This window comes from Azospirillum sp. OGB3 (assembly GCF_014192915.1).
In the GTDB taxonomy this organism is placed as follows: domain Bacteria; phylum Pseudomonadota; class Alphaproteobacteria; order Azospirillales; family Azospirillaceae; genus Azospirillum.
In genome coordinates this window covers 1-22,015 of the sequence record NZ_JACHYN010000014.1, presented here as the reverse complement: position 1 = coordinate 22,015, position 22,015 = coordinate 1, and the positions used below count along the sequence as shown (strand labels likewise).

The following is a 22,015-nucleotide window of genomic DNA, read 5'->3' as shown; positions in this document are numbered from 1 at the left end:
GTCGTTACCCCACCTGTGCGAGCGGCGCGAATTCGTGACGGTCCACCGACCCGCTGGCGCGCTCGGCCCAGGGATCGTCCTGCGAAAAGCTCTGGGAGAAGAGGAAGCGGGCGTTGAGCGCCGCGCGGCCTTCCGCGTCGTCGACCAGCCGGCGCTTGATGTGGTCCAGCCCGACGCGCTCCAGCCACGGGGCGGTGCGCTCCAGGTAGCGGGCCTCCTCACGGTAGAGCTGCATGTAGGCGCCGGTGTATTCCAGCACCTCCGCCTCGGTCTCCACCTTCACCAGCAGGTCGCAGGCCCGGACATGCATGCCGCCGTTGCCGCCGACATGCAGCTCGTAGCCGCTGTCCACGCAGACGACGCCCAGGTCCTTGATGGTCGCCTCCGCGCAATTGCGCGGGCAGCCGGAAACAGCCAGCTTCACCTTGTGCGGGGTCCAGGTGCCCCAGGTCATCCGTTCCAGCTTGACGCCGAGGCCCGTGCTGTCCTGCGTGCCGAAGCGGCACCATTCCGAGCCGACGCAGGTCTTCACCGTGCGCAGCCCCTTGGCGTAGGCGTGGCCGGACACCATGCCGGCGGCGTTCAGGTCCGCCCACACCGCGGGCAGGTCCTCCTTCTTCACGCCGAACAGGTCGATGCGCTGGCCGCCGGTGACCTTCACCGTGGGGATGGCGAACTTGTCCACCACGTCGGCGATGGCGCGCAGTTCCTTGGCGCTGGTCAGCCCGCCCCACATGCGCGGGACGACGGAATAAGTGCCGTCCTTCTGGATGTTGGCGTGGACGCGCTCGTTGATGTAACGGGACCGGCTGTCGTCCTTGTATTCGCCCGGCCATTCGCACAGCAGGTAGTAGTTCAGCGCCGGGCGGCAATGGTGGCAGCCGTCGGGGGTGCGCCATTCCAGCCGCTGCATCACATCGGGAATGGACTTCAGGTCCAGTGCGGTGATGGCCCGGCGCACCTCGTCGTGGGTGCGGTCGGTGCATTTGCACATCGGCTTGGCCTTCGCCTCGCCCGCGTAGCCGTCGCCCAGCGTCAAGGCCAGAAGCTGCTCCACCTGACCGGTGCAGCTTCCGCAGGAGGCCGAGGCTTTGGTATGAGCCCGCACCTCGTCCAGGTTGGACAGGCCCTTCTCGGTGATCGCCGTGACGATGGTGCCCTTGCACACGCCGTTGCAGCCGCAGATCTCCGCACTGTCGGGGAGCGCCGCAACGGCGGCCTTAGGGTTTGCCGCCCCCTCGCCTCCGAAGCTCTGGCCGAAGATGAGGGTGTCGCGGACCGGCGCCACCTCGGTCCCGTCTTTCAGCATCTGGAAGTACCAGCCGCCGTCCTTGGTGTCGCCGTAGAGCACGGCGCCGAGGATGCGGTTCTCCTTGACCACCACACGCTTGTAGACGCCGCGGGCGGCGTCGCGGAACACGATGTCCTCGCAGTCCTTGCCGCCGGTGAAGTCGCCCGCCGAGAAGACGTCCACCCCCGTCACCTTCAGCTTGGTCGAGGTGACGGAGCCGGTGTAGGCGGCCTCGGTGCCCCCGGCCAGTTGGGCGGCGGCGACCTTGGCCATCTCGAACAGCGGGGCGACGAGGCCGTAGGTCTGGCCGCGGTGCTCCACGCATTCGCCTACCGACAGGATCGCCGGGTCGGAGGTGGTCATGGTGTCGTCCACCTGGATGCCGCGCCCACAGGCCAGCCCCGCCGCCTTGCCCAGCGCCGTGTTCGGGCGGATGCCCACCGCCATGACCACCAGATCGGCCGGAAGCTCCTGCCCGTTTTTCAGGCGAACCGCGGAAACTTTCTCGTTGCCCACAATTTCAGCAGTGTCGGCGCCGGTCAGCACGGCGATGCCGCGACGCTCCAGCTCGTGCCGCAACAGCGCCCCGGCGGAGCGGTCGAGCTGCCGTTCCATCAGCGTGTCCATCAGGTGCAGGACGGTGACGTCCATGCCCTTGACCTTCAGCCCGTTGGCCGCCTCCAGCCCGAGCAGGCCGCCGCCGATGACCACGGCGCGCCCGCCCCGGGCCGCCGCCTCCAGCATCGTGTCGACATCGGCGAGGTCGCGGAAGCCGACGACGCCGGGCAGGGTGGAGCCGGGAACCGGGATGATGAAGGGGGTGGAGCCGGTGGCGATCAGCAGCTTGTCGTAGGGCACGGTCAGGCCGGACATCGCCGTGACGGTGCGGTTCGCCCGGTCGATCACCTCCACCCGGTCGCCGGTCAACAGATTGATTCCGTTGGTCTCGTACCAGTCGCGTCCATTCAGGACGATCTGCTCGAAGGTCTTCTCCCCGGCCAGCACAGGGGAGAGCATGATGCGGTTGTAGTTGGGGTGCGGCTCGACGCCGAAGACGGTGATGTCGTAACGGTCCGGCGCCTTGGCCAGCAGCTCCTCCAGCGTGCGGATACCGGCCATGCCGTTGCCGACGACGACCAGCCGTTCGCGCGGAGTGGATGGATTGGTGTGCGTGCTCATGCTGTGTGCCCTCTTGCGAGGCCGCGAGGCCGAAAAGAAAAAGGCGCCCGAAGCCCTGGGACTCCCGCGGGAAATCCAGGGTTTCGGACGCCGTTGTCCGGGTGGTTCGCCGTCGAACCGGCCATGGCGCCGTTGCCCTGGCCCTGATCTGCCCGTCCTTCTGGCAAGCCGCGTGCCAACACCGGCACCAAGGTATGAGAAAGGGACCGGAATGGCGGATTTCCGCCATTTTTGCGGCCCCGCCTCCGCTGGCGGATGGCGGGAGTGTCAGGACTCGAACACGCGCTTTTGTCCTGGTTCGAACAAAAAGCGGTCCGAAAGCCGACAAATTGTGCAATGCGTCACCACCAAGGTACTAGCACAAACAATAGGCAATTCGCGTCAAAGCCGCAGAAACAAAGACCTTCGGCTCTGTTTGGACGCTCATTCAGCCTTTGGCATGGACCTTGCGAGAGGAACGGCGGGACGCGCCAACGGCGGTGCGTCCATCCCATACGCCCAAGGTTGGGCCCCTCGGCACCGTCGCTGACCCGGTTCGACAGCCCTTCATGGCTGGAGAGCCCTCAACGGCGCGTCGCCGGTGGGGCGTTGGATCGAGGTCGGGCGTGCCGCGGGGTTCCAGGAACGAGAGATGGAGCGACCGACGTGATCCGACTTCCCGCCTCCCACCGCACCGCCCTGCTGTCCGCCGCCGCCACACTGGCGCTGATGCTCGGGTCCGCCCAGGCCGCTCCGCTCGACGTGGAGAAGGACCAGCTCAAGCTGGGCTTCATCAAGCTGACCGACATGGCGCCGCTCGCCATCGCCGTGGAGAAGGGCTTCTTCGAGGACGAAGGCCTGTCGGTGACGCTGGAGCCGCAGGCCAACTGGAAGGTGCTGCTCGACCGCGTCATCTCCGGCGAACTGGACGGCGCCCACATGCTGGCCGGCCAGCCGCTGGGCGCCACCATCGGCTTCGGCACCCAGGCCAACGTCGTCACCGCTTTCTCGATGGACCTGAACGGCAACGGCATCACCCTGTCCAACGAGGTGTGGGAGCGGATGAAGCCCAACCTGCCCAAGGGGCCGGACGGCAAGCCGCTGCACCCGATCAAGGCCGACGCGCTGAAGCCGGTCATCGCCCAGTACCGGGCGGAGGGCAAGCCCTTCACCATGGGCATGGTCTTCCCGGTCTCCACCCACAATTACGAGCTTCGCTACTGGCTGGCCGCCGGCGGCATCAACCCCGGCTACTACGCCCCCAACGACGTGTCGGGGCAGATCCAGGCCGACGCCCTGCTGTCGGTCACCCCGCCGCCGCAGATGCCGGCGACGCTGGAGGCCGGAACCATCTTCGGCTACAGCGTCGGCGAGCCGTGGAACCAGCAGGCGGTGATGAAGGGCATCGGCGTGCCGGTCATCACCGACACCGAGATCTGGAAGAACAACCCGGAGAAGGTCTTCGGCGTCACCGAGGGCTGGGCCGCCAAGAATCCCAAGACCCATCTGGCGCTGGTCAAGGCGCTGATCCGCGCCGCCATGTGGCTGGACGAGAACGACAACGCCAACCGCGCCGAGGCGGTGAAGATCCTGGCGAAGTCGGAGTATGTGGGGGCCGACGCCAAGGTCATCGCCAACTCGATGACCGGCACCTTCGAGTATGAGAAGGGCGACAAGCGGGCGGTTCCCGACTTCAACGTCTTCTTCCGCTACAACGCCACCTATCCCTTCTACTCCGACGCCGTCTGGTACCTGACGCAGATGCGCCGCTGGGGCCAGATCGCCGAGGCCAAGCCGGACTCCTGGTACGACGAGACCGCCCGCAAGGTCTACAAGCCGGAGATCTACCTGAAGGCCGCGCGGCTGCTGGTGGAGGAGGGCAAGGCCAAGGAGGCCGATTTCCCCTGGACCAGCGACGGCTACAAGCCGCTGGACGAGGGCTTCATCGACGGCATCGCCTACGACGGCCGCAAGCCCAACGAGTATCTGACCAAGCTGCCCATCGGCCTGAAGGGCGGGCAGGCGGTGCAGGGCGGTCAGCTGGTCGGCGGTTGAGACTGCGGACTATCGATACTCGCGCCCGAATTCCGCGCAGAGGCTGCGACGGGCCCCCACCCTAACCCTCCCCCGCTTCGCAGGGGAGGGGACAGACACCCTCCCCCGCCCAGCGGGGGAGGGCTGGGGTGGGGGCATCGGCGCCCCGCGCCAAACAGAAAGATCACCCTATGACCAGCGTGACCGAAGCCTCCACCCTCTCCACCGCCGAGGCGATGCGCGCCCGGCGCAAGGCCCGCCTCGCCCACGCGCTCAACCGCACCGCCGCGACATTGCAGATCGTCGGGCTCGGTTGGCTCAGCCCGCTGCTCCGCATGGCCGCCGGGGACAGCCCGCGCCAGCAGGGGCGGGAGCTGTGGCAGCAGATGGGCGTGCCGCTGACCGCCCTGATGCTGTTCCTCGCCGCCTGGGCGTGGCTGGCCCCACAGGTGAACACCAGCCTGGGCGCCATCCCCGGCCCGGCCCAGGTGTGGGAGCAGGTGGGCGTTCTCCACGCCGACCATCAGGCCGAACGCGCCAAGGAGGCCGCCTTCTACGACCGGCAGGCCAAGCGCAACGCCGAATTGCTGGCGAAGGACCCGGCGGCCGAGGTGAAGACCCGGCCCTACGCCGGCAAGCCGACCTATCTGGACCAGATCGTCACCAGCCTGAAGACGGTCTTCACCGGCTTCCTGCTCGGCGCGCTGGTGGCGGTGCCGCTGGGGGTGGCCTGCGGCCTGTCGCGCACGGTCAACGCGGCGATGAACCCGCTGATCCAGATCTTCAAGCCGGTGTCGCCGCTGGCCTGGCTGCCGCTGGTCACCATGGTGGTCAGCGCCACCGTGTCGAGCGACAACCCGACCTTCGAGAAGTCCTTCCTCACCTCCGCCGTCACGGTCACGCTCTGCTCGCTGTGGCCGACGCTGATCAACACGGCGGTCGGCGTGTCCTCGATCGACAAGGACCTGATGAACGTCGGTAAGGTGCTGCAGCTCTCCGGCCCGACGATGGTGCGCCGGCTCGTGCTGCCCTCGGCGCTGCCCTACATCTTCACCGGCCTGCGGCTGTCGCTGGGCGTGGGCTGGATGGTGCTGATCGCGGCGGAGATGCTGGCCCAGAACCCCGGCCTCGGCAAGTTCGTGTGGGACGAGTTCCAGAACGGCTCCTCCTCCTCGCTCGCCCGCATCATGGTGGCGGTCTTCACCATCGGCCTGATCGGCTTCCTGCTCGACCGCGTCATGCTGGCCTTCCAGGCCGCCGTTTCCCACACCGGCACCCGCTGAGGAGTCCCCGAGCATGGCCATCCTTGAGCTGAAGAACGTCGCGAAGTCCTACGGCGGGACCGAGGTGCTGCGCGGCATCGACCTGTCCATCGCGGAGGGCGAGTTCGTCGCCATCGTCGGCTTCTCCGGCGCCGGCAAGACCACGCTGGTCAACCTGATGGGCGGGCTGGCCGCCCCGGACGCGGGCGAGGTGCTGTTCCGCGGCGCGCCGGTGCGCGGGCCGGGGGCGGAGCGCGGCGTCGTGTTCCAGAACTACTCGCTGATGCCCTGGCTCAGCGTGAAGGACAACGTGGCGCTGGCCGTGGACGCCGTGCACAAGGGCAAGCCGTCGGCGGAGCGCGGCGTGCTCACCCGCCGGGCGGTGGAGACGGTGGGGCTGGGCCACGCCACCGACCGCCGCCCCAAGGAGCTGTCGGGCGGCATGCGCCAGCGCGTCGGCTTCGCCCGCGCGCTTGCCATGAGCCCGGAGATGCTGCTGCTCGACGAGCCGCTGTCGGCGCTGGACGCGCTGACCCGCGCCAAGCTCCAGGACGAGATCGAGGCGATCTGGCGCAAGGACCGCAAGACCGTCGTCCTCATCACCAACGACGTGGACGAGGCGATCCTGCTGGCCGACCGCATCATCCCGCTGACGCCGGGTCCGGGGGCGACGCTCGGCCCGGCCTTCGCGGTGGACCTGCCGCGCCCGCGCGACCGCACCGCCGTGAACCACGACCCGGACTTCAAGCGCCTGCGCGCCGAGGTCACGGCGTGGCTGATGGAGGCCGGGGCCAGCCGCGCCGCCGTCGCGGTGGACGAGAGCCTGACCCTTCCGGCGGCGACGCCGATCACCGCCGCCCCGCCACCCAAGGCCTATCTTGCCGGGCAGCCCGGCGGCCTGTCCGACGACCGCTACGTCGAGTTCAGCCGGGTCACCAAGACCTTCGCCACGCCGAAGGGGCCGCTGACCGTGGTGGACGGCTTCGACCTGAAGATGCGCAAGGGGGAGTTCATCTCCCTGATCGGCCATTCGGGCTGCGGCAAGTCCACCGTGCTGTCGATGGTCGCCGGGCTGGCCGACGTCTCCAGCGGCGGCATCGTTCTGGACGGCCGGGAGGTCGACGGCGCCGGCCCCGACCGGGCGGTGGTCTTCCAGGCACCCAGCCTGTTCCCCTGGCTGACCGCGCTGGAGAACGTCATGCTGGGAGTCGACCGCGTCTACCCGCAGGCCGGCCGGGGCGAGCGCAACGACATCGCCCGCTACTACCTGTCGCGGGTCGGGCTGGGCGACGCCATGCACAAGAAGGCGGCGGAGCTGTCCAACGGCATGAAGCAGCGCGTCGGCATCGCGCGGGCCTTCGCCCTGTCGCCGAAGCTGCTGCTGCTGGACGAGCCCTTCGGGATGCTGGACAGCCTGACCCGCTGGGAGCTTCAGGAGGTGCTGATGGAGGTGTGGGCGCGCACCCAGGTCACCGCCATCTGCGTCACCCACGACGTTGACGAGGCGATCCTGCTGGCCGACCGTGTGGTGATGATGTCCAACGGCCCGAACGCCCGCATCGGCCACATCCTGGAGGTGGACATCCCCCACCCCCGGACCCGGCAGGCCCTGCTGGAGCACCCCCGCTACTACGCCTACCGGGAGGAGCTTCTGAACTTCCTGGAAGGCGGGCACCACGGCACGGTGAAGGCGGCGTGACGAGGGCGGTGCGAATGGGGCGGTGCGAATGGGGCGGTGTGAATGGGGTGGCGTGACGGGGAGGGCGGAGCGGCGATGGCGGACAAACCCCTGACCATTCTGGTGGCCGGCCCCGACGCCGACGCCACGCGTCCGGTGGAGAACGGCTTGGCCGGGGCGGGGGGCCGCGACCGGATCACCGTGGTCCATGGCTTCGCCGACCTGCCGGCCCGCGTCGCCGCGCTGGCCCCGGACGCGGTCGTCGCTGTTTTGGAAACATCGGCCCCTGCGACGCTGGACGGCGTCTTCCGGCTGGCACGGTCGGGAGCCTGCGCCGTCGTCCTGTTCGCCGACAAAGCGCCGCCGGGGGCGGCGGCACAGGCGGCGGAGGCCGGGGTGGCCGCCTTTGTCCTGGACGGGCTGCACCCCGCCCGCGTGCGGCCGATCCTGGAAACCGCGCTGGCGCGATTCGCTGCTTTTGAAACGCTGAAACGCGAACGCGACGAGGCGCGCACGCAGCTCGCCGACCGCAAGCTGATCGAGCGGGCGAAGGGCATCCTGATGCAGCAGAAGTCCCTGACCGAGGAGGCGGCCTACAACGCGTTGCGGAAGGCCGCCATGAAGCAGGGCCGCCGCATCGCCGACATCGCGCAAAGCGTCATCACCGCCGCCCAGATCGAGCTGTGAGGCGTTTCAAATCAAGCGCTTCGGGCAAAGATGATACTGAATCGCCAATTCACTTCCTAGACTGAGAGGTCAGCAATTGGGCGATCCGGCGACGGTGTGTTCCCTCAACAATGCCAAAGCTTGCGAGTCGCGGCAAGCCATCCAACGAGCGCGACGCATGGCGTGATGAGAAGGACGTTGCCGCCCATGCCGGATCAAGCGACCTGCGGAACCCGGGCGATCACCTTGATCTCGAAGTCAAAGCCGGCGAGCCACGTCACGCCGACCGCGGTCCAGGTGGGATAGGGCTTGTGTGGAAACATCCGGTCCTTGACGGACAATACGGTCTCGAATTGGGCCTCCGGATCGGTGTGGAACGTCGTCACGTCCACGATGTCGTCGAAGGTGGCACCAGCCGCCTTCAGAACCCCGCGCAGATTGTCGAAGGCAAGCTGAACCTGCTTCGCGAAGTCGGGCTCGGGCGAGCCGTCCTCACGGCCGCCAACCTGTCCGGAGACGAAGAGCAGATCGCCGGACCGGATGGCGGCGGAGTAGCGATGGATTTTGTAGAGGGCCTGTCGGCCGGCAGGAAAAATGGCGTCGCGCTTGGACATTGGTGTCTCCCGTTCAGATCGGAACTGACGACGGAGATAGCAGTCCAGAGACTGCGTGATTAGACGTTGAAATCGGCACGGGCTGATGCAGAATCACCATGAATGACCCGCCCCTCCCTGAATGACCTCAGCGCCTTCGTGGCGGTTGCCACCCACCGCAGCTTTCGCCGCGCGGCGGATGAACTTGGAACGGCGCCCTCCACGCTGAGCCACGCGATGCGCGGGCTTGAGGAGCGGCTGGGCGTGCGCCTTCTCAACCGCACGACCCGCAGCGTCGCGCCGACCGAAGCGGGGATCGAACTGCTCGGCCGCCTGAACGTCGCGCTGACGTCCCTTGATGAAGCGCTCGACGCCGTTACCGCCTTCCGCGGCAGCGTCGTTGGCAAAGTCAGGGTCAACGCGCCGCGCGTGGCTGCCGCGGCTCTCGTCCGCGACGTTCTCCCGCGCATGATCGAGCGGCATCCCGACGTGACGGTGGACATCGTCGTCGAGGGGCGGTTGATCGACATCGTCTCCGGCGGCTTCGACGCCGGAGTCCGCCTGATCGACTCCATCCCGAAGGACATGATCGCGGTGCCCCTCCCGGACCCGATCGGGTTCATCTGCGTCGCTTCCCCCACCTATCTCGACCGCGCCGGAGAGCCGGCGACGCCGGACGATCTCCAGCGCCATCGCTGCATCGGCCACCGCCTGCCGGGCGGCCGGCTTTACCAGTGGGAGTTCGAGCGCGCCGGGCAGAATTTGACGGTCGATACCAACGGACCGCTGGTGCTCGACGACGAGGAGCTGATGGTGGAGGCCGCCGCGCAGGGCCTGGGAATCGCCTACGTGGCGAACTGGGCCGCCGAAGCGGCTCTTGTGGAAGGGCGGTTGCGGGCCGTGCTGCCCGCCTGGATGCACAAGCCGGAGCGAGCGGCGGTTTACTACCCCGGGCACCGCGCCGTGCCGCCGGCCCTGCGGGCGTTCCTCGACGTCGTCAAGACCATGCCGGTCGGTGCGGGAACGCATTGATGACCCCACAAACCAGCGGGTCCCCGGCGCTTGCGGTCGCCACTATGATGGCCCCCCGTTTGGTTGAGGGAGTTGGGGATGCTGGTCCGGCAGGGTGAACATCGCGGCGTGTCGGCGGACCGCAGTCTGGCCTGGTCGCTGGCCGGCATCGCCGGCGCCGTCAACGCCGCGGGCTTCTACGCCGCCGGCCTCTATTCCTCGCACATGACCGGCACCGTCTCGACCATGGCGGATCATCTGGCGCTGGGCGAGATGGGCGCCTTCGGCATGGCGCTGGCGATCGTTGCGACCTTCATCGCCGGGGCCATGGTGTCGGCGATGCTCATCAACGCCGGGCAGCGGCGCGGCCTGTCGGCGATCTACGCCTACAGCGTCTGCCTCGAAGCCCTGCTGCTCGCCGGGCTCGGCGCCGCCGACGTCTGGCTGCACGAGCTTCGCGGCGCCGCGCTGGTCATGGGGTTGAGCTTCCTGATGGGGTTGCAGAACGCCATCGTCACGCGCATCTCCAACGCCCGCGTCCGCACCACCCACGTCACCGGCATGATCACCGACATCGGGATCGAACTGGGCAACCTGATCGACGACCTCTACCACCGCAACGGCCGGGATCGCGTCCGGGTGACGCTCGACAAGCTGAAGACGCACCTGCCGACCGTCGGGTCCTTTTTCCTGGGCGGCGTTCTGGGGGTTCTCGGCTACAGCGCCTGGGGGGCCATGCTGTTCGTGACGCTGGCGGTCATCCTCGCCGGCTTCGCCGCCCCGGTGATCCTCGCCGAATGGCGGACGGCGGAGTAGAAGCGTTTCAAATTCAGCGTTGCCGGACGCCCTTTTCCACTGTTGACGCAATATGACCGATTCCGAAGGCCCGATCCCCGACATCATCGCCCCCGGCCTGGACGTCCTGTTCGTCGGATTCAACCCCGGAACGCGCTCCGGCCGGCTCGGCCACAATTACGCGGGGCCGGGCAACCAATTCTGGAAATTGCTGGCGGAGGCCGGCCTGACGCCGCGCCGGCTGCGCCCGGAGGAGGACCGGCTGTTGCCGGAGTTCGGGCTGGGCTCCACCAACCTCGTGGCGCGGGCGACGCCGAGCGCCGCCGATCTCAGCCGGGCGGAGTTGCGCGGCGGCGTGCCGCGGCTGCGCGCCCTGATCGCGGCGTTCCGGCCGCGGGTGATCGCCTATACGGGGAAGGGGGTCTATCTTGCCGCCTCCGATCGCGTCCGGGCGGAGTGGGGCGTGCAGCCGGACAGCCTGTTCGATGGTCCGGTGGACGTCGTGCTGCCGTCGCCCAGCGGACTCGCCCGCCTGCCCTTCGCGGAAAAGCTGCGCTGGTTTTGCGAGGTCAAGCGGGTCATCGACGCTGAAGTTGACACCCGCCGCTGACGTCAGCGGGTGTCCGTTACAAATTCAGCGTTGCTGACGGTCAGGCCAGCAGCTCGTCGAGAAGGGCGTGAAGGCGGCGCAGCTCCTGCCATTGCGCCTCGCTGAGCTGCTTGCGGTGCGCCCGCAGCTCCCCGGCGTCGACGGCGGAAAAGTCCTTGGCGATGCGCTGGACGGCGGAGACGAACCGCACCGCCGGGGCGGGCTGAACCTTCGCCGCCGCTGCGGAATCCGGTTCGCCGCCGCCCATCTGGGCGCGCTTGGCCTCGCGCAATGCCTTGACCGTGCCGCCGTCCTTGATGGTGTCCCACAGCTTCCTCTGCAGGACCGGATCGTCCACCGCGGCGATCTCCGTCAGGATGCTTTTCGGGACGGAGCGGTGACGCGTTTCAAATTCAGCGACGATATCGGCCGGCAGACGCAGAAGCGACAGGGTGCGCGTCACCTCCGCCTGGCTGCGCCCGATCACCTGCCCCAGCGCCTCGTGCGTGTAGTCGTGCCGCTCGATCAGCCGGGCGAAGGCGCGGGCCAGCTCCATGGCATCGAGGTCGACGCGCTGGATGTTCTCGATCAGCGCCAGCTCGTCCGGATCGCCGTCGGTGACGATGGCGAAGATGGTCTGGCGCCCGGCCAGCCCGCAGGCGCGCAAACGCCGCTCACCCGCGATCAGCCGGTAATCGCCGTCGCCGAGATCCTGCACGAGGACCGGTTGCTTCAGCCCGTGGCGGGCGATGGAGTTCGCCAGCTCCTGAAGCGACTGGTCGTCGAAATGGCGGCGCGGCTGATCGGGATTGGGGTGCACCCGGTCGAGATCGACCTCGATCAGCCGCGGGAAATCCGCGGACAGCCCGAACAGCGCGTCCCCGCCGCGCTGCGCCGCCTTGTCGAAAATGCGGGTGCTGGTCCGTTCGAGTTTACGAGACATGGGCGTCTTCCGCAGTCTGGAGGTGGGCGGCCAGTTCACGCGCCAGTTCGCCGTAGGCCTGGACGCTGTTGGAATTCGGGTCGGCCTCGATGGCCGGGCGGCCGGCGCCCGACGCCTGGGCGAACAGGGTGGCGCGCGGCACCGCGTTCAGAACGCGGGTGCGCCCCTCGTAATGCTCCTGAATCTCGCGCAGGCTGGCCTGATCTTGCGTCAAGCGCGACGAGAACATGGTCGGCAGGATGCCGAAGATGTTCAGCGACGGGTTCGAGCGGCGGCGAATCTTGGCGATGGTCTCCAGCAGCAACGGCACGCCGAGCCCGGCGAACACCTCCGTCTGCACGGGGATCAGCACGAGATCGCTGGCCGCCAGCGCGTTGATGGTGAGAAGGCCGAGGTTGGGCGGGCAGTCGATCACGATGACGTCGTAACGGTTCCGCACCTCCGCCAGCTTCTCCTTGAGCACCAGCGAGTTGTCCGGCTCCGCCACCAGCTCGGTCTCCGCCGCGGCCAGCCCGATGCTGGACGGGGCGAGCATGACGGCGCCGCCGCACACCGGCTGGAGGATGCTGTCGAAGGACGCCCCGCCGCGCACCACATTATAGATGCCCTTGCGCTGGGTTTCGATCTCGCCAGGGTCGAGCCCCATATGGACGGTGGCGTTGCCCTGGGGATCGCTATCGAGAAGCATCACCTTCAGGCCCAGCGTGGACAGCGCGTAGGACAGGTTGACCGCCGTCGTCGTCTTGCCGACGCCGCCCTTCTGATTCGCCACGGCCACCACGGCGCGCTGCATCTTGGGCATGCCGGTGTTCTGCGGCACGGCGGCCATGCCGCCCTGGCCGGCCAGGAACCCGGCGACCTGCTGGGGGATGCGCTCCGCCCCACTTTCCCACCGGCTGATCCGGGAACGGTCGTAACGGCGGTTCAGTGCGCCGTTGAGCCAAGTCGCGAAGCTCAACTGGTCCTCGGCGCGCCGTTCGCGGATGGCGCGCAGTTCTTCCCCGTTCATCGGGCCTCCGGCTTTCCCTGTGTGTGGTCCTTTCTTGCAAAATTTGACGCAACTGGTCAAGCCGGAGCGCGCCAAATTGCGTCAAATGGCGGTGGGAGGAGGGGTCATGCGACGTCGTATGGGACTATGGTCATAGAATCTGATGGCTTCTACCGGCCTCTGCGAGCGGCGGAAAACCATTCCGGAGGCGAATCGATCCGGACCCCGTCAAGCCCATTTTCCAAAGCGTTACCAATTCAGCGTTGGTAGCGGGGAGTGGTTTCGATTCGGCCCTTGAATCGCCTGGAGTCCGCTGTTTCAAATTCAGCGTCGTATGCCGATTCGTCGGTTTGCGCTGGCGTTACAAGATCTGCGCGAGACTCGCCGAGTCGGCTAAGCCCTGGAAAGCCTTGGGTTTCCGAGTCGAATGTTACCAATTCAGCGTTGGACCCGAGTCGCCTTTGTATCAAATTCAGCGTCGGGTTTGGTTGACAGTTGACGGTCCTGGCCTGGAACCCTTGACCAGGGGTGATGCTCGCCCCGGTGGAGGATGGGGGTCCGGATCACCCTCGAATGCCCGGTTGGCGATTCTCCGCCCCTGCCGACGTTGCGTTTTCAGCGAAGGGGGTCGCGCCAGCACCCGCGCAACCGGTCTAACCGGAGAATCCTATAGGGACTCATATAGGACATGGTTGCGAGTTCAGCGTGGATAACCGCCTTTCGTGACTCGTCTTCAGCGTGGACGAGCGAGTCCCCGTTGCGACTTCGGCGTGCCCGCCGTTGCGGAATCAGCGAGCCGATCCGGCCGGTTTCGCCCGCTGCGATTCCAACTCAGCGTGGACAAGCCCGTCCGGCTGTGGACAAGCGGCTGTCCGGCCCTGGGCGCTCCGTTGGCGACGCTGATTTTGAAACGTTGGCTCGGCGGTTGCCGGCATGGCAGGGGGGGCCAGGCAGCAAAAGGCCGCTTCGCTGAAGTTGAGTCGGAATCTGCAGCTTCCGTTGCAACTTCAGCGATTCGTGGGATGGACGCGCTTCACAGCCACCACATTTTGTGTTTTCTGAAATGACAGGAACGTGACCGAACGAGGCCGGAGGGGTCCCATGGCGAAAATCCACGAGCAGCTTACCCTGGAGGGATTCGAGGCGGTTCTTGCCCGCACCGAAGACCCCAAGGAGCGCCGCCGTGTGATGATGGCCCATGAAGCGCTGTCCAACGAGATGGACGCGATCGGCTATCTCCACGCCGGCTTCTGCCAGGCCTCGCTGCCGCACCGCAAGCCCAAGGACGAGACCGCCCCCTGGGTGCGCAACAACGGCAAATACCAGCTCGTTGTCCGTCCCGGCATCCTGCCGCTGCGCGACGGCACGGTTCTGGACGTCGGCGTTCCCTACGGGGCCAAGGCGCGCCTGATCATGATCTACCTGCAGACCGAGGCCCGCAAGACGCGCAGCGCCCACGTCGATCTGGGGCCGAGCATGAGCGCGTGGCTGCGCCGTCTCGGGCTGGCCCCGACGGGCGGCGAGCGCGGCAACTACAAGCCGGTGCGCGAGCAGGTGCTGCGGATCGCCCGTAGCGAGTTCACCCTACGCACCACCACCGGCCCCTCGACGGCGGAGATCTCCGACCAGCGCCTGATCGACGGCATCAAGCTGTGGCGGGACGAGGAGGACACGCCCGACCTGTTCCGCACCGGCGGCGAGTGGGTGCGCTTCGTCCGCCTGACCCAGAGCTTCTTCGAGCATCTGATGGAACACGCGGTCCCGCTCGACGAGCACGCCATCGCCAAGCTGAAGAACTCCGCTCTGGCGCTCGACGCCTATGTGTGGCTGGTTCACCGCCTGCACCGGCTGGACAAGCAGACGGTGGTTCCCTGGCACGCCCTGTCGCAGCATTTCGGTTCGGTCAGCGAACACCGCGTCCTCGCCTTCCGCCTGAAAGAGGCCTTGAAGGACGTGATGGCCGTCTATCCCGACGCGAACATCGAACCGACGTCCAAGGGACTCGTCCTGCGTCCGTCGGCGCCGGCCGTGCCGTCGAACAAGCACCTCGTCCTGCGCCCGGTCCGCGGCTGAGGGGTTGCGGTCGTGTGTCGGGGACGGATTCAACCGCGGATGCACTGTGCACCGTTGAAAGACACCGGCAAGACGTGACATTGTCCACTGGTTGCAGCCGTCCGCCGCGATTCCCGCAACGGATGCCGCGAAAGGACCGGTTCCAATGTCGTACAGGGTTGATGACGATCTCTACCCGGCGCGCGCCGTGGTCTCGATCGAAGCCACGTGGGGAAGCCGGACATACGTCGGCTCGGGCTTCCTCGTCGGCCGCAACGACGTCGTCACCGCGTCCCACGTCGTCTACAACGCCGCTCTCGGCGGCAAGCCGAGCAGCCTGAAGATCTACCCGTCCTACAATCCCAGCAAGTCGGACAACGTCGCCTACGGCGTCGCCAAATCCCAGTTCTTCACCAATTTCGACCCGGATTCGGACGGCAAGCTCTTCACCGGCGACTTCTACCGGAACACCCAGAGCGGATCGGAGATCGACGTCGCCCTGCTCACCCTGTCCCAACCCATCGGCGACACCTACGGCTATTTCGGGATCGACTGGGCCTACGGCGGCGGCCCGGCCAATGTCCTAGGCTATCCCACCAAGTACGGGCGTTACGAGACCTTCGACAGCGGCAGCATCCGCCGGTCGAGCGTCGATTCGGTCTACTACGTGAACGGCGACCTGGAGATCAATCCCGGGAATTCCGGAGGGCCGATCTACTACAGTTCCGGAGAGAAGGTTCTTGCCGTCGGCGTCGTGTCGACCGCCGTCGGGGCCACCGCGCTTGGCGGCCACGCCTATTGGCTCAAGGACGCCCTGACGGCCAACGACTCCTACATCTCGAACGCCCCGCCGGCCCCCGAATCGGAGCGGCGCGCCGTGGTGAGCGACGGCACGTCCAGCCGCGAGGTGCAGATGGAGATCTATGTCGGCCCGGTCGTCACGGTGAAGAACCTCTTTCTCGGCACCAAGACCATCGAGATCATCGTCGGCAGCGACGTTGGCGATTTCTTCAACCTGGGCGGCGGTGACGACGCGGCGGACGGCAAAGGCGGCGACGACGTTCTGGATGGCGGCACGGGCTCGAACTTCCTGACCGGAGGGGCCGGCACCGACACCTTCTTCCTGGACGGGCGTGGTGGAGGCGTGACCTGGTCCACCATCACCGATTTCGAACCGAACGAGTGGGCCACCGCCTGGGGATGGAAGGAGGGGGTGTCGACGCTCACCTGGGCATCCATGGCGGGCGCCGAGGGGTTCAAGGGTGCCACGGCGCACATCGACTTCGACGGCAACGGCACCATCGACGGCAGCATCACCTTCACCGGAAAAGCCGTCGGTTCGGTCATCACCATGCCGGGGCAGGTCGGTGCCGACAGCTATCTGGCCTTCCGTCTGGCCTGACGCCTCTTCACCACGGAGACACAAGACCATGGAGAGGGCTTATCTCCGTGTCTCGATGACCCCGTGGTGATTCAAGGCCGGCTGGAACGCCTTGCGCTGAAACGCCTTACAAGGGCAACAGCAATTCCCGCGTCGCCGCGTCCGGCGACGGCGCCCCCAGCGTCCCGCGGGTCACGGTCACGGCGCTGCGCCCTCCCCCCTGCGGAGTGACGCGCACCTGCACGCCGATCCGCTCCACCAGCGCCGGAACATGGCTGATGACGCCGACTTGCCGCCCGGTGGCCTGAAGGGCCTCCAGGCAGGACAGCGCCAGATCCAGGCTGCCGGGGTCCAGCGTGCCGAACCCCTCGTCGATGAACAGCGTGCCGATTCCGCCGCCGCCCCCGCCCCCCGCCATGGCCGACAGGCCGAGCGCCAGGGCCAGCGACACCAGGAACATCTCACCGCCGGACAGGCTGTGCACCCCGCGCCGCTCGTCGCCCATCTCGCCGTCCACCACCTGGATCTCCAGGTCGGCCCCGCCGACCCGCTCCAGCCGGTAACGGCGGGCGAGTTCCGCCAGATAGCGGTTCGCTTGCACAAGAAGCAGGTCCAGACTGAGGCTCTGGGCGAAGTTGCGCAGCTTCCGCCCGTCGGCGGAGCCGATGAGCTGCGCCATGGTCGCCCACAGCCCCTGCGCCCTGCGCTGCGCCTCCACCCGGTCGAGTACGGCGGCGAGGCGCCCCCGGTTCTCCGTGTCGGCGCGCAGCCGGGCCTGGGCCTCACCCAGCCGGTCGCGGGCCTCCTGAAGGCGCCGTCCCCTCTCGGCGACGGCCCCGCCGGCCTCCTCGGCGTCGAGGGCGGGGTGTCCGGCGGCGTGATGCTCCTGCCGCGTCCGCGTCCGCTCCGCCGCCCGAAGCGCGTCCTCGCGCCGCGCCGACTCGAGGGCGGCCAAAGCCCGCTCCTCCCCGGCCAGCCAGTCCTCGTCCCGGACCAGATGGGCGCGCGCCGCCTCCACGGTTACGCCGCAGCGCTCTGCCGCGGCGGCCAGGGCGTCGGCCGCGCGCTCCGCCTCGGCGGCGCAGCGGCGGGCGGTGTCGCCGCGCGTGGCGACGGTCTGCTCCGCCCCCGACAGGCGGGCCGCCGCGTCCTGCCGGGCGACGGTGGCCTGTTCGACCAGGGCCTCGGTTCGCCGGCAGGCTTCGGTCAGCTCCTTCTTCACCGCGGCCACCGCCCGTCCGCCCAACAGGGATGCCCGCGCCGTGCGCCGATCCTCCAGCGCTGCGGCCAACCCCTCGCACCGCCGCCGCGCCGCCTGCTCGGCCTGCCGCGCCCCCTCCAGCTCCGCCGCCTTGGCGCCGGCTTGACGCTCCAGGGTCTCCACGTCGCGCAGGGCCTGGGCCAATCCCTCACGCTGGCGCAGAACCTCGGCGACCCGCCTGCCGGTGCTCTCGCGGAATCCGTCGGGATCGCTGTCCAGCGCGTTGCTCCAGTCGATCAGCCCGGCGAAAGGCTGGGCCAGCTCCGCCCGTGCCGCGGCCCGCGTGTCCGCCGCCTGATCGCGTCGCGCCACGGCCAGGGATTCGGCGTGGCGGGCGGCGTCCCGCTGGCGGCTCCGCGCCTCGATCGCCCGCTCCGCCTCGGTCAGCGCCGCGTCCCGCTCCCGGCAGGTCTGCACCGCGGCGTCGATCCGCGCCTTATGGTCCAGCGCCCCGGCCTCGGCACGCCCGGCCTCCGCCAGTTCCGCGTCCACGCCGGCCAGCCGCCGGGTGACGGTCTCCATGTCCGGTTCGGCGGGCAGCCCGAAGGCCGTCGCCCGCTCCGCCCAGCGCTCCGCCACGGTCGCCCGCTCCGCCACCAGGGCGGCCAGCCGTCCATCCAGAGCCGTCGCGCGTTCGCGCGCCGCCTTCGCCGCGGCGCTGTGAGCGCCGTGCTCCGTGGCCAGCCCGGTCACTTCGGCGCGCAGGGCGGCGACGTGGCGCTCCTGATCCTCGGCCAGTCGGTCGAGCGGGGTGTGCCCGCCTCCCCAGGGATGCTCCGTGGCGCCGCAGACCGGGCAGGACTCGCCCTCCGCCAGTTGAGCGCGCAGCGACGCGACATCCTCGCTGCGGGCGAGACGCAGGCGGTGCAGGGTGGCGTCCGCCTCCGTCAACGCCTCCCGGCGTTGCTCCAGCCGTGCTTTCGCCGCTGCCGCACGGGCCTCCCCGTCCGCAGCCGCCGTGCGCTGCTGCTCCCGTTCCGTCTCGGCCCCCGCGGCGTCGGCGGCCAGCCTTGCGGTCCGCTCCGCCAGCTGTGTCAAAGCCGCCAGCCCATCACGCCGTTCCGCAAGCGCCGTGCGGCGCCCGCGCAGGGCATCCAGCGACTCCACCGCCTCGGCCTTCAACGCGGACAGCGCCAGTTCCGCCGCATCCCGCCGCGCGGCGGCGTCCCGCCGGACGGCGGAGAGGCGGTCCAACTCCGCCTCGTGGGCCATTGCCTCCGTGGCGGCACGGCCGGCTTCCGCCTCCGCTTCCCGCACGGCTCTTGCCGAATCGCGGTGACGCAGCAGCAGCGCATCCCAGCGCGCCCACTGGTCGGCAACCGGCAACAGCGCCGCTTGGCCAGCCAGCCAGCCCTCCCGATCCGCCGAATCGGTGCGGGCCTGTTCAAGTGCCGTCCGGATGGCGCTCCAGTTCTCCCCGATACCCTTGGCGCCAGCCTCAGCCGTTGCGGCGTCGGCGAGCGCTGAAACCTGTTGGCCGGCCAACGCGGCGATCTCGGCGTCCAGGGCGGCGGCCCGCTCCAACTCCGGTTCGGCGGCGTCGATGGCGCCGCGGGCCGTCTCGTAGGCGCCGCGCACCTCGCGATGGCGCGCCTCGGCCTGGACCAGCCGGTCCTGCGCCTCGGTCACCGCGGCCTGGGTCCGGACCAGAGCCTCCCCGGCTTCCGACGCCGCCGCGGCGCAGCGGTCCGCTTCGCTCAACCGCGTCCGCAAGGGCTGGAGACGGCGCAGCAGCGCGGCCTCCTCCCGTCGCGCCGCGGCCTCCTGCCAGACCTTCTCGGCCCGCAAACTCGCCGCGGTGGCGTCGGTTTCCGCCTTGGCCAGCCGGGCGTCCTGCTCATGCCAGGAGACGGCGGCGCGGGCCTCCTCGAACGCCATCTCCTCCCGCCGGACGGCCTCGGCCGCCGCACCGGCCTCGGCGTCCAGGGCGGCGCGCTCGTCGTCGGTCAGCACGCCGATGCCCGCGCATTGCGCCTCCAGCGCCTCCAGCGCCCGCTGCTCCTCCCGGGAGCGCTCGTGCGCGGCGACGGAGATGCGGGAGTAGATCTCGGTCCCGGTCAGCAGCTCCAGCAGGGCGGAGCGCTCCGTGGCCGGGGCCTTGAGGAAATTGGCGAAATCGCCCTGGGCCAGCAGGACGGCGCGGCGGAATTGCTCGAAGCTCAGCCCCAGCCGGGTGGAAATCTCGTCCAGCACGCTGGTCTTGCCGTCGCCCAGCCGCTTGCCGTCGGCCAGCGCGGTCAGGCTCATCGTCTGTTTCTGCAACTGGCCGCGCGCGTTCTGCCGCGCCCGCCGCAGCTCCCAGCGCGCCCGGTAGGCGGCGCCGTCGAGCCCGGCGAAATCCACCTCGGCCCAACCGGACCCGGCGCCGCGGCGCAGGACGCTGCGCACGTCGGTGGTGCTGATGGCGTCGGTGTCGCCGTTGGCGCCCAGCGCCACGCCGCGCCCGTCCGGCAGCCGCGGCATCCGGTCGAACAAGGCGAGGCACAGAGCGTCCAGGATGGTGCTCTTGCCCGCCCCGGTCGGGCCGGTGATGGCGAACAGGCCGGCGTGGCGCAGCGGCCCTCCGGCCAGTTCCACGGCGAAGGTCCCGTCCAGGCTGGCCAGATTGCAGCCGCGAACCGCCAGAATCCGCATCACGCACCCTCCTGAACGGTCGCCACCAGCTCATGAAAGGCGGCGAGCAAGGCCGGTTCCGGGTCGTCCTCATGATGGCGGCGGTAAAGCCGCAGGAACACGTCCTCCGGCGCGAGGTCCGCCAGATCGGCCAGCGGTACGGATTCGGCCAGCGTCTCGCCGCTGCCGGTCAGCCGCAGGGCCAGCTTCACCAGCCGCGCCGGGCGCCCGGCCAGCGCCGCGACCACCTCCTCGCGCAGGGCCGGCCGGGGCGCCGGCAATTCGACCGAGACTTCGACGTATGGCCAAGCCTCGCGCGGCAGGTTCTGGTCCAACTCCAGCGCGGCCAGCGCGGCCAGCGCGTCTTCCGGCGCCGCGAACCGCCCGCCGCCGGGGACGCGCCGGATGGCGACGAAGCGGGGCACCCGCAGCGATTCAAGATTAGCCAGCCGTCCCTCCGCGACGTCGGCCAGCACCACCTGATGCGGGTAGGGCTCCTCGTCCACCGCCAGCGGGAGGGGGGAGCCGCTGTAGCGCACCGACTCGCGCCTTCCCACCGCCTGCGCCCGATGCAGGTGGCCCAGCGCCACATAGGCCGCGTCCTCCGGGAAGACGTCCACCGGCAGCGCGTGCTGGTTGCCGCCCAGGATCTTGCGCTCGCTGAGTTCGGACAGGGCGCCGTCGCGCATGTAGCAATGGCCGGTGAGGATCAGCGCCTCGCCGGGCCGCAAGGCGCGCCGCCCGGCTTCCGCCGCCTCGGCGTAGACCCGGCGCACCCCTTCGACGAGCGGGTCGACGCCGGCCGCGATCTCCTTCTCGGTCAGCGGCGGCAGGTCGGGGGGGCGAAGGTAGGGCACCGCGACGCAGCGCGCGGCGACCGTCCCGTCGCGGCCGGTCAGCGGGATCACCAACTCCTCCGGTGCGAAGGCGCCATCTTCATCCACCGGCAAGGCGCCGATCACCCGCACCCCCATTTCCGTCAGCAGGGGGGAGGGCGCCTCAAGCCGGCTGCCGCTGTCGTGATTGCCGGCGACCACCACGATGTCCAGCTCTGGGCAGCGCGTCTTGGCCCTGGCCAGGAACCGGTAGAACAGGCCGAGCGCCGGAATCGGCGGATTCTGTCCATCGAAGACATCTCCGGCGATGACCAACGCATCGACGGCCCGCTCTTCGAGCCGGTCGAGAAGCCAGTCAAGGAACCGCGCGTGCTCATGCTCGCGCGCGAAGCCGTGCAGGGTCTGCCCGAGATGCCAGTCGGCGGTGTGAAGAAGGCGCATGGAGGGAAACGGGTCCATCGGAAAGGGGATCGGCATTCTACGAAAGGGCGGCGACGAAGGCGCCGTGTGAAAAAGGCAGCGGGGAAAAATCGCCGGGGGATGAAAAAAGTGCTTGCCACCCCCGGGATACCCCGCATATAAAGCGCCTCCCGACGCGGTGGCCGCCAACGAGGCGCCGACGGGTCGGGAACACAAAAGACAGTCTGGCCCTGGCGGCCCACTCCTCGAAGGGGTTGGGCGCGGGGTGTTGCGGCTCTCCGGGAGCCGCGGGATCTTGGATATCGTTGATACCGTGTTGTGAGAAGGGATGCGCAGGCGGCGGTTTTGACCGTTGGCCGCGGACCGGTTCCGGAGTGGGACTGGCATCGCGGGTCGCTTGAGCATCTCGGTCAAGCAGTAAGAGACGAACAGTTTCGAAGGCTT

15 protein-coding genes are annotated in these 22,015 nt (G+C 68.9%); 9 read left to right on the top strand and 6 right to left on the bottom strand.

Going from position 1 to position 22,015, the window contains the following annotated elements; translation table 11 throughout:
• Positions 1–4: 4 nt before the first annotated feature.
• The gene (nirB, locus tag FHW79_RS23350; RefSeq protein WP_183181115.1) at positions 5–2,470 is read right to left on the bottom strand and encodes a nitrite reductase large subunit NirB; all 2,466 of its coding nucleotides are present in this window, start codon (positions 2,468–2,470) and stop codon (positions 5–7) included.
• Between the two features lie 645 nt (positions 2,471–3,115).
• Between nirB and FHW79_RS23345 the strand changes: the two genes are divergently transcribed.
• From FHW79_RS23345 to FHW79_RS23330, 4 genes are all read left to right on the top strand, one after another.
• Complete coding sequence (locus FHW79_RS23345) at positions 3,116–4,504, top strand: CmpA/NrtA family ABC transporter substrate-binding protein (RefSeq protein ID WP_183181114.1); 1,389 nt, start codon at positions 3,116–3,118, stop codon at positions 4,502–4,504.
• Positions 4,505–4,674: 170 nt separating this feature from the next.
• Entirely contained in the window at positions 4,675–5,766 is a 1,092-nt protein-coding gene (locus FHW79_RS23340) for an ABC transporter permease (protein WP_183181113.1), read from the top strand.
• A gap of 13 nt (positions 5,767–5,779) precedes the next feature.
• Complete coding sequence (locus FHW79_RS23335) at positions 5,780–7,444, top strand: nitrate ABC transporter ATP-binding protein (protein WP_183181112.1); 1,665 nt, start codon at positions 5,780–5,782, stop codon at positions 7,442–7,444.
• A 75-nt stretch (positions 7,445–7,519) separates the two neighbouring features.
• Entirely contained in the window at positions 7,520–8,110 is a 591-nt protein-coding gene (locus FHW79_RS23330; protein WP_183181111.1) for an ANTAR domain-containing protein, read from the top strand.
• Positions 8,111–8,304: 194 nt separating this feature from the next.
• On the opposite strand, the gene FHW79_RS23325 is transcribed toward FHW79_RS23330, so the two are convergent.
• A complete protein-coding gene (locus FHW79_RS23325) occupies positions 8,305–8,703 on the bottom strand; it encodes a RidA family protein (protein ID WP_183181110.1) in 399 nt (132 codons plus the stop codon).
• A gap of 102 nt (positions 8,704–8,805) precedes the next feature.
• Here FHW79_RS23325 and FHW79_RS23320 point away from each other — a divergent pair, with 102 nt between their 5' ends.
• From FHW79_RS23320 to FHW79_RS23310, 3 genes are all read left to right on the top strand, one after another.
• Positions 8,806–9,714, top strand: coding sequence for a LysR family transcriptional regulator (locus FHW79_RS23320; RefSeq protein ID WP_183181109.1), 909 nt, complete (start codon positions 8,806–8,808; stop codon positions 9,712–9,714).
• A gap of 78 nt (positions 9,715–9,792) precedes the next feature.
• Entirely contained in the window at positions 9,793–10,509 is a 717-nt protein-coding gene (locus FHW79_RS23315; RefSeq protein ID WP_183181108.1) for a YoaK family protein, read from the top strand.
• Positions 10,510–10,561: 52 nt separating this feature from the next.
• Positions 10,562–11,098 (top strand): mismatch-specific DNA-glycosylase, encoded by a 537-nt coding sequence (locus FHW79_RS23310; RefSeq protein ID WP_183181107.1) that lies wholly within the window; start codon positions 10,562–10,564, stop codon positions 11,096–11,098.
• A 40-nt stretch (positions 11,099–11,138) separates the two neighbouring features.
• On the opposite strand, the gene FHW79_RS23305 is transcribed toward FHW79_RS23310, so the two are convergent.
• Complete coding sequence (locus FHW79_RS23305) at positions 11,139–12,020, bottom strand: ParB/RepB/Spo0J family partition protein (RefSeq protein WP_109069209.1); 882 nt, start codon at positions 12,018–12,020, stop codon at positions 11,139–11,141.
• Entirely contained in the window at positions 12,010–13,029 is a 1,020-nt protein-coding gene (locus FHW79_RS23300) for an AAA family ATPase (RefSeq protein WP_145678675.1), read from the bottom strand. The genes FHW79_RS23305 and FHW79_RS23300 overlap by 11 nt, the downstream gene beginning before the upstream one ends.
• 1,080 nt (positions 13,030–14,109) lie before the next feature.
• Between FHW79_RS23300 and FHW79_RS23295 the strand changes: the two genes are divergently transcribed.
• Together FHW79_RS23295 and FHW79_RS33330 are read left to right on the top strand one after the other, a co-directional pair.
• Positions 14,110–15,081: a replication protein RepA gene (locus FHW79_RS23295; protein ID WP_014197970.1), complete on the top strand. Its 972-nt coding sequence runs from the start codon at positions 14,110–14,112 to the stop codon at positions 15,079–15,081.
• Positions 15,082–15,226: 145 nt separating this feature from the next.
• The gene (locus FHW79_RS33330) at positions 15,227–16,462 is read left to right on the top strand and encodes a trypsin-like peptidase domain-containing protein (RefSeq protein ID WP_183181106.1); all 1,236 of its coding nucleotides are present in this window, start codon (positions 15,227–15,229) and stop codon (positions 16,460–16,462) included.
• A gap of 106 nt (positions 16,463–16,568) precedes the next feature.
• Here the strand turns inward: FHW79_RS33330 and FHW79_RS23285 are convergent, their stop codons facing one another.
• Together FHW79_RS23285 and FHW79_RS23280 are read right to left on the bottom strand one after the other, a co-directional pair.
• Complete coding sequence (locus FHW79_RS23285) at positions 16,569–20,336, bottom strand: AAA family ATPase (protein WP_183181245.1); 3,768 nt, start codon at positions 20,334–20,336, stop codon at positions 16,569–16,571.
• Entirely contained in the window at positions 20,336–21,592 is a 1,257-nt protein-coding gene (locus FHW79_RS23280; RefSeq protein ID WP_183181105.1) for an exonuclease SbcCD subunit D C-terminal domain-containing protein, read from the bottom strand. Before FHW79_RS23280 ends, FHW79_RS23285 begins: the two co-directional genes overlap by 1 nt.
• Positions 21,593–22,015: the final 423 nt, after the last annotated feature.